Source organism: uncultured Rothia sp., from assembly GCF_916049665.1.
In the GTDB taxonomy this organism is placed as follows: Bacteria; Actinomycetota; Actinomycetes; order Actinomycetales; family Micrococcaceae; genus Rothia.
The window spans coordinates 1-8,464 of sequence record NZ_CAJZIE010000078.1 but is presented as its reverse complement, the minus strand read 5'-3'; the positions used below and the strand labels follow the sequence as shown (position 1 = coordinate 8,464).

The following is an 8,464-nucleotide window of genomic DNA, read 5'->3' as shown; positions in this document are numbered from 1 at the left end:
ATTGAGCCTCAAAAATTGAGTTTAGAACTTCGTGCCAGTCAGACGCTCATACGCCTCAACGTAACGGGCACGAGTCTTCTCCACAACCTCCTCAGGCAGGTGCGGCACATTATCCGAACCGTCCCAACCCGACTCCGGCGAACGCAGCCAGTCACGCACATACTGCTTATCGAAGCTCGGCTGCGGACGACCCGGCTCATACTGCTGAGCATCCCAGAAACGCGACGAATCCGGGGTCAGAACCTCATCGCCCAGGGTAATTTCGCCGCGGTACGAATCAGTACCGAACTCCATCTTGGTATCCGCCAGAATAATGCCCTGCTCGCGAGCAATCTTCTCCGCAGTGGTGTAAAGGCTCAGGCTCAGCTCCTCCAGGCGCTCACCCACCGGCTGACCCACCTCAGCGTACAGCTCCTCACGGGTCACCAGCTCATCATGCTCACCCACCTCAGCCTTACCGGTCGGAGTGAAAATCGGGGTCTCCAGGCGGGAACCATCCACCAGGCCCGCAGGCAACTTTACACCAGCAATCTCACCGGTCTCGTTGTACACAGCCAGACCCGAACCGGTCAGGTAACCGCGCACAATGCACTCAACCGGGAACATGTTCAGGGAGCGGCAAATCATTGCTCGACCAGCCACAACATCCGGAACGTCAGTGGACAGCACATGGTTCGGAACCTGCTTAAGCTGCTCAAACCACCACAGGGACATCTGAGTCAGAATCTTGCCCTTATCCGGGATCTCGGTAGGCAGAATACGGTCAAAAGCGCTAATACGGTCCGAGGCAACAACCATGACCGAACCGGCACGCAGCTCAGCGTCATCATTGACGGTCAAGCCGGTAGCGTCAAAACGTTCCTCATTCGGAACGTACAGGTCGCGGACCTTGCCGGAATAAATGTGAGTCCAGCCCGGGATTTCCACGGGGTTAGAACGAGAAGTCATGAGAATTTCTCCTGATGAGGTGGTGTGATGTGGATGCAAAAAGTCTGTGTAATTACAATACCGCGACAGGCACGGCTCCCGATAGTGCCATCAGACATCAATACGGCACAATCTTGAGAGCCCAACCTGCCCCGGTCGCCGCCGACAGCACCCCGAGCCGAGGAAATGAACCCGAGGAAAGCTGAGGCGGCAAGAAGCGAGTGGCAAAGAAGCGACCGGCTCCCCCACCCTCAAGCGGGGAAGCCGGTCACCTTAGGTTTTAGCCGCGCGGGGCGGGAATGTGGATGCGGTTCTCCACAGCCTTCAGCGCGATATCGGTGCGGTACTGCGCGCCAGCCCAGGAGATAGCGCGAACACCCTCGTAGGCGGCGTTACGGGCAGCAGCCAGATCATCGCCGAGAGCAACAACAGCCAGCACACGACCGCCAGCAGTCAGCACACCCTCCTCGGATGCGACAGTGCCCGCGTGAATCACGTGCACGCCCTCCAGGGCGTTCGCCTCATCCAGGCCAGAGATGACGTCACCCTTGCGGGGAGTGTCCGGGTAGTTCTCAGCAGCCATAACCACGTCAACTGCGGTGCGGGGATCCCAATCCAGCTCGGTACCCTCAGAAATTTCACCGCGAGCAGCCGCACGCAGCAGCTGACCCAGCGGGGTGCGCAGACGCGCCAGAACCGCCTGGGTTTCCGGGTCGCCAAAGCGTGCGTTGAACTCGATAACGCGCACGCCGCGGCTGGTCACAGCCAGACCGCAGAAGAGCACGCCCACGAACGGGGTGCCGCGCTCAGCCATACGTGCCACGGTCGGGCGGGCAACCTTCTCCACGACCTCCTGTACGAAGCCCTCGGGCAGCCAGGGAAGCGGGGTGTAGGCGCCCATACCGCCGGTGTTCGGGCCCTCGTCGTTGTCGAAAATGCGCTTGAAGTCCTGAGCCGGGGACAGCGGCAGAACGTTCTTACCGTCAGAGATGACGAAGAGGGACACCTCGGGGCCGTCCAGGAACTCTTCGATGACCACGGTGCCGCCAGCGTTGAAGCAAGCCTGAGCGTGCTCCAGCGCCGCAGCACGGTCCTCGGTCACCACAACGCCCTTACCTGCAGCCAGGCCGTCGTCCTTGACCACGTAGGGTGCGCCGAATTCGTCCAGTGCCGCCTGCGCCTCAGCGGCGTTCGTTGCCACGTAGGCGCGAGCGGTCGGCACGGAAGCCTCTTCCATGACCTGCTTAGCGAAAGCCTTAGAGCCCTCCAGCTGAGCGGCAGCTGCAGAGGGACCGAAAACATCAAAACCCGCCTCACGCAGTGCGTCAGAAACACCGGCGACCAGCGGCGCCTCCGGGCCAATAACGACCAGGTCGGCGTTCAGTTCGCGTGCCAGGGCGGTTGCCTGGGCGGGATCATTCGCATCAATTGCGTGGACGGGAACATCCTGGGCAATGCCGGCGTTGCCGGGGGCGCTGTGCACCTCAGTCACCTCAGGGTCGCGCAGAAGCGCACGGATAATAGCGTGTTCACGGCCACCGGGGCCCAGTACCAAAACCTTCATAGTATTTAGGGTACCCGGTACCCTCTCAAAAATGTGAGCTGAGCACACTAAAAATGCGGCTCTTCTCATGTAGCGGCACATTCCTAAGAATGCGCGCTAGAGAAGAGCCGCACAGCGCGGTAACCGAAGCTACCGAATCAAGCTAAAGCCTTAGATGAGGGCGGTAATAGCTGCCAGGCCGCCGAAAAGAATACCGGGAGCGTTCGCAATGATGATCGGGACGTCCTTCTTGGGGCGCCACAGACCGTACAGAACCCACAGGGTGCAGTTAATAGCCGCAACCAGAGGCTGAATCCAGTCACCCTTGTGACCGCTCAGGTTACCGATAATCTGCGGGAAGTAGAACACGTACATGAGCACAGCGGTCACAGAAGCAACACGGGCCAGGATGGGGAAGAACTTTGCGTGGAATTCAGATTCTGCACTCAAACCGCCCTTGGGGGAAGAGTTCTGTGCGGAGGTAGAGGTGTTGTGCTGCTCTGCCATGGATGTACTCCTTTACGTAATTGTGTGCGCCGTATGAGCCACTTAGAAAAGTGGCTGAAAGTGACGGTGCAAAATCCCTGTAAACCCCGAGTTCTAAACCCTATGCTTCGTACCGGCATATTCACCTTAAGGGTGAGGTTTAGGGTGGGGGTGGCAAGCGAGCGCGCGAGGGCTCAGCGTACCGTTCAGGGGTGGGTAAGTGGAGAAAAAGCTCATATGCCGCTGCCTTGGTCTTCGCCATATATGTTGGGCGGTGACGTCTATACGTCGGTCGGTCCTATACGGTGCGCAGGGTTGATGCGGAGGCTACCTGTAGTGAGGGAATCGTGCGGGCTGTGCCTCGCTCACGATACTTGCCTCAGAACCACCTTTGAAGGTGTTCTGCGCGATGAGCACCCCACCATTATAAAAATGAGTGACTCATAAAATCAACCTTTTGAGGACTATACGCTTCCTCACATTCCTTATCAGGTGCATATAAAATCCCGTTTTCAGCTACCTTTCACCCCACAAATAGGGCGATGCAATACGCCCCGTTTAAACTAGAAGAATGACCAACAGCACCACCTCACAGGCCACCACTCACACCATCAATCAGGGCAGCGCCTTCGACGTAGAACTCGCGCAGCTCACCCGCAACAACTTTGTTGAGGCACGCCACCGCGGCCGCCTCATTCTGCTGGGCCCCGACGGCGAAATTCAGCTTGCCCTCGGTGATATTCACGAGCCCTTCTATCTGCGCTCCGCCGCAAAGCCGCTACAGGCCATCGGCTCCATGAAGGCGGGCGCACCCCTGCGCGGCTCCCAGGTGGCTATCGCCTGCGGCTCGCACTGCGGCACCTTCGAGCAGATGCGCGCCGTACAGGACGTGCTCACCCAGGGCAGCACCGAAACCAACCCGCTCACCCCGGCGAACCTGGCACTCAAGCCCGCGCTCCCCTCCGATAAGCAGGCACGTCATGCCATGATTCAGGCGAACCTTGCCGCTACTGCCCTGGCGCACCCCTGCTCCGGCAAGCACGCCGCCTTCCTGTGGGCGTGCACCGCCAAGCTTGAGCGCGGCGACCTGGAAGAGGGCTCGCAGAATTGGACCCTGCACAACTACCTCGACCCCGAACACCCGCTGCAGCGGGTCATTACCGAAGAAATTGAGGCGTTTACCGGCGAACCGGTAGCGGCTATCGGCGTGGACGGCTGCGGCGCGCCCGTACACGCGGTTTCTCTGCTGGGTGCCGCACGCGCCTACTCGACCCTGGGTTCGGCAATCCGTAATCTCGGGGCGGATGCGCGCGCCTCCACGGTTGCAACCGCCATGGTGGACTACCCCGAGCTGATTCAGGCACCCGGCTACCCCGATACCGTGCTCAGCGAAGAGCTGGACGCCATCGTCAAGAGCGGCGCGGAGGGCGTGCTCTGCATCGGTCTGCGTTCGGGCGCGTCCGTGGTGGTGAAGATGAGCGACGGCACCCACCGCGCCATGTACGCCGTAGCGCTACGCGCACTGGTTGCAGGCGGTTACCTGAGCGCCGAGGAATGCGAGCGCCTGCTTGCGCTGGTGGTCCGCCCCGTGACTGGCGGATACGCTGACGGTCAGCCGGTCAAGGTTGGCGGGCTTCGCGTGCACGAGGAGCTCTTCACCACGGGGGAGCTCTCCGTCGAAGCTGGGGAAGAGAACTAACCGTGGCCATTCGACGCAAAACCAGCGAAGAGGCGGGCATGGCGGCGGTACGCGAAGTGCGTGCCTTCTTTGAGGCGCAGCGTGCGGCAGCCGGTGAACTTGCAGATTCGCATGCCCGAGGCGAGTACCTGCTGAACAGCCCCGAGGTGGAGCAGGCGTTTGCCGCGCTCCCCCGCCCGGTGCGCGCTACCTTTGTGCGCTTCACCCTGGAGGAGCTGGCAACCCTCGCCCCCGGCAATAGTGTGGAGGTGCGCGTACCCCCGCTGGGCGTGACCCAGTGCGTGGCGGGTCCTCGCCATACGCGCGGTACCCCGCCGTCCGTGGTGGAGGCGCGTCCACTCGTGTGGGCGGCGCTGGTTCTGGGTGCCTGTTCGTGGGCGCAGGCGGTGAGTGCCGGTGCGCTGGATGCGTCGGGTGAGCGTAGTGACCTTTCGGGTTTGTTGCCGCTCTTCTAGAATTCGCTACGAGCTCACAGGTCCACGCAGTTTTCGTGATTTGGCGTGTTTGGTGCCTGTTCTAGTGGTCCATCCTGAGGTATTTAGCGTATCTTTCACCGCATCGGCTCCGAAACCCGGTACACTTTTAAAGGTCTGGTGTATGCTACGGCACACACAGGCAGGTGTGAGTGCGGCAACACGCCCTAATCTTGCGCTTGCACAGACGCATCCGCAGTCCCATCGTCGAAAAGAAGTGAATTGATTCGCCCCGACGGAAAACTCACTCACGACCTCGATCCAATTGACCACGGCCCCAAGGACGCCTGCGGCGTCTTCGGTGTCTGGGCTCCCGGCGAGGACGTGGCAAAGCTAACCTACTACGGCCTGTACGCGCTCCAGCACCGCGGCCAGGAATCAGCAGGTATCGCAACCAGTAACGGCAAACGCATCCACGTGTACAAAGATATGGGACTGGTCTCCCAGGTCTTTGACGAAGCCACCCTCAGTTCCATGCCCGGCGACCACGCTATCGGCCACGCCCGATACTCCACCACCGGCGCATCCCACTGGGCTAACGCACAGCCGACTCTCGGTACCACCCCGCACGGTACGCTCTGCCTGGCGCACAACGGTAACCTCACCAACTCGGCAGACCTCTACGAGCGTCTGATTGAAAAGAACGGCGGCAAGCCCCCCAAGCACGGCGAACTCGCCCAGGGCAACACCACCGACACCGCACTCGTCACCGCCCTGCTGGCGGAGCACGACTTCGACTCCCTCGAAGAAGCAGCACTCGACCTATTGCCGACCCTTCGCGGTGCTTTCTGCCTCACCTTCATGGATGAGCACACCCTCTACGCTGCACGCGACCCGCAGGGTGTACGCCCCCTCGTGCTCGGTCGTCTGGAGCGTGGCTGGGTTGTCGCATCCGAAACCGCGGCACTTGATATTGTCGGTGCGTCCTTCGTGCGTGAAGTGGAGCCCGGCGAGCTCATCACCATTGATGAGAACGGTCTGCGTTCCCAGCGTTTCGCAAAAGCTAAGCCCGCCGGTTGCGTCTTCGAGTACGTTTACCTCGCTCGCCCGGACACCACCATCTCCGGCCGTAGCGTCTACGAATCCCGCGTAGAAATGGGCCGTCAGCTTGCCCGCGAACACGCTGTTGAAGCTGACCTGGTCATGCCCACTCCCGAATCCGGTGTTCCGGCTGCTATTGGTTACGCCGAAGAGTCCGGCATTCCCTACGGTAACGGCCTGGTCAAGAACGCCTACGTGGGCCGAACCTTCATTCAGCCCTCGCAGACTATCCGCCAGCTCGGTATTCGACTCAAGCTGAACCCGCTCAAGTCTGTGGTTGCCGGTAAGCGCCTCGTCGTTATTGACGATTCCATTGTTCGCGGTAACACTCAGCGTGCCCTCGTGCGTATGCTCCGCGAAGCTGGCGCGAAGGAAGTGCACGTGCGCATCTCCTCCCCGCCCGTGAAGTGGCCTTGCTTCTACGGTATTGACTTCGCCTCCCGTGCGGAGCTGATTGCGAACGGTCTGTCCGTGGACGAAATCGCGTCCTCCCTGGGTGCCGATTCGCTCGGCTTCATCTCTCAGGACGGCATGATGGCAGCCACCGAGCAGCCCGCCGAAAACATGTGCACCGCATGCTTCACCGGCAAATACCCGATTGAGTTGCCGAGCGAGGAACGACGCGGCAAGTCCCTCTTCGACTCCTCGGAGAAGGGCAAGGGCGGACCCCTCGCCGGTAAGGCAGCTGAGGTGACCGTGGAGCGCCCCGTCCCCTCCAAGCCTGAGCATGCTGAGGCTGTCTCCATTGAGACCCGCGAAGGCACCGAAACTCTCGAAACGAAGTTCGACGCCTCCGCAGTACAGATTGCCGCAGACGATGCCGGCATGGGCATGTGCAACCCCGGTCCCGACGCCGACCTCGAGGCACTGCTCACCGAGCAGGACCGCACCCCCGCAAACTCCTCCGCTACCACTACCCCGAAGGAATCCTAAATGAGCGAGAACACCACCACCGTAACCTACGCGAGCGCAGGCGTTGACGTAGAGGCTGGCGATCGCGCCGTTGAGCTGATGAAGGGCGCTATCAAGGCGACCCACAACTCCTCCGTCGTTGGTGGCGTGGGCGGCTTCGCGGGCCTGTACGACGTCTCCGAGCTGGTCAAGTACCGCAAGCCCTACCTGGCTACCTCCACCGACGGTGTGGGCACCAAGGTCGCTATCGCGCAGGCTCTGGATATTCACGACACCATCGGTTACGACCTGGTCGGTATGGTCGTGGACGACATCGTCGTGTGCGGCGCTAAGCCCCTGTTCATGACCGACTACATTGCCACCGGCAAGGTTGTTCCCGAGCGTATCGCTGACATTGTGCGCGGTATTGCTGGCGCATGTGCACAGGCTGGTACCGCCCTGGTTGGTGGCGAGACCGCTGAGCACCCCGGCCTGCTCGCAGAGGACGAGTACGACGTTGCGGGCGCAGCAACCGGCCTGGTCGAGGCTGACGAGCTGCTCGGCCCCGACCGCGTGCGCGAGGGTGACGTGCTGATTGCTATGGCGTCCTCCGGTATTCACTCCAACGGCTACTCCCTGGTCCGCAAGGTCCTGAACGTTGCCGGTTGGGGTCTGGAGCGCCAGGTGGACGAGCTGGGTCGCACCATCGGTGAGGAGCTGCTCGAGCCCACCCGCGTGTACGCAGCGGACTGCCTGGACCTGGCGGCGGCATTCCCCGTCAACGGCGAAGACGGCACCACCGGTAGCGGTGTGCGCGGTTTCTCGCACGTGACCGGCGGCGGCCTGGCTGCTAACCTGGCTCGCGTTCTGCCTCAGGGCCTGGAGGGTCGCGTGGACCGCTCCACCTGGCAGATTCCCGCTATCTTCTCCCTGATCGGCTCGCTGGGCAACGTGCCCCTGGCTGACCTGGAGCGCACCCTGAACCTGGGCGTGGGCATGATTGCTATCGTTGACCCCTCCGTGGCTGAGGCTGCTACCAAGCGTCTGAACGACCGCGGTATCCCCTCCTGGATCATGGGCGATGTTGTTGCCGCTGGCGAGCCCGAGGCAAACAGCGCCGACTACATTCAGGGCGCTAAGGGCGTGGACGGCGGCGCGGTTCGACTGCTGGGCTCCTACGCTTCCTAAGGACGCTTCTTCACGCAGTGAGCGAGCGCCAGCCTGACTGGTGCTGATAATTGCTGATGCCGGGGCGGTCACCTATACGGTGGCCGCCCCGGTTTTTGTGTGCCTACCGGAGGTGCACGCTACCGGAGGTGCACGCTACCGGAGGTGTGCGCTGCCTGAGGTGTGCGCTGCCCGGTGTTTTTACTACCGGGTTTTTATCTAATTTCGCGCGTATTT

Annotated in this window: 7 protein-coding genes; 4 read left to right on the top strand and 3 right to left on the bottom strand. The window is 61.5% G+C overall.

The genetic code is table 11. The annotated features are described in order from the left end of the window. Window positions 1-21 precede the first annotated feature (21 nt). The 3 genes from QZ540_RS07480 to QZ540_RS07470 all read right to left on the bottom strand — a co-directional run bounded on the left by QZ540_RS07480 (window position 22) and on the right by QZ540_RS07470 (window position 2,977). Complete coding sequence (locus QZ540_RS07480; protein ID WP_294628882.1) at window positions 22-948, bottom strand: phosphoribosylaminoimidazolesuccinocarboxamide synthase; 927 nt, start codon at window positions 946-948, stop codon at window positions 22-24. Window positions 949-1,207: 259 nt separating this feature from the next. After that, window positions 1,208-2,491, bottom strand: a complete 1,284-nt coding sequence (gene purD, locus QZ540_RS07475; RefSeq protein WP_294628880.1) for a phosphoribosylamine--glycine ligase — start codon at window positions 2,489-2,491, stop codon at window positions 1,208-1,210. 150 nt (window positions 2,492-2,641) lie between these two features. Beyond that, window positions 2,642-2,977, bottom strand: coding sequence for a hypothetical protein (locus QZ540_RS07470; protein WP_294628878.1), 336 nt, complete (start codon window positions 2,975-2,977; stop codon window positions 2,642-2,644). A gap of 550 nt (window positions 2,978-3,527) precedes the next feature. Between QZ540_RS07470 and QZ540_RS07465 the strand changes: the two genes are divergently transcribed. The 4 genes from QZ540_RS07465 to purM all read left to right on the top strand — a co-directional run bounded on the left by QZ540_RS07465 (window position 3,528) and on the right by purM (window position 8,248). Beyond that, window positions 3,528-4,655, top strand: coding sequence for an asparaginase (locus tag QZ540_RS07465; RefSeq protein ID WP_294628876.1), 1,128 nt, complete (start codon window positions 3,528-3,530; stop codon window positions 4,653-4,655). A gap of 2 nt (window positions 4,656-4,657) precedes the next feature. Beyond that, complete coding sequence (locus QZ540_RS07460; RefSeq protein WP_065423878.1) at window positions 4,658-5,110, top strand: sterol carrier family protein; 453 nt, start codon at window positions 4,658-4,660, stop codon at window positions 5,108-5,110. Window positions 5,111-5,350: 240 nt separating this feature from the next. Continuing rightward, on the top strand, window positions 5,351-7,102 hold the full coding sequence (purF, locus tag QZ540_RS07455) for an amidophosphoribosyltransferase (protein WP_294628874.1): 1,752 nt from the start codon (window positions 5,351-5,353) through the stop codon (window positions 7,100-7,102). Next, window positions 7,103-8,248, top strand: coding sequence for a phosphoribosylformylglycinamidine cyclo-ligase (purM, locus tag QZ540_RS07450; RefSeq protein ID WP_044150117.1), 1,146 nt, complete (start codon window positions 7,103-7,105; stop codon window positions 8,246-8,248). Window positions 8,249-8,464: the final 216 nt, after the last annotated feature.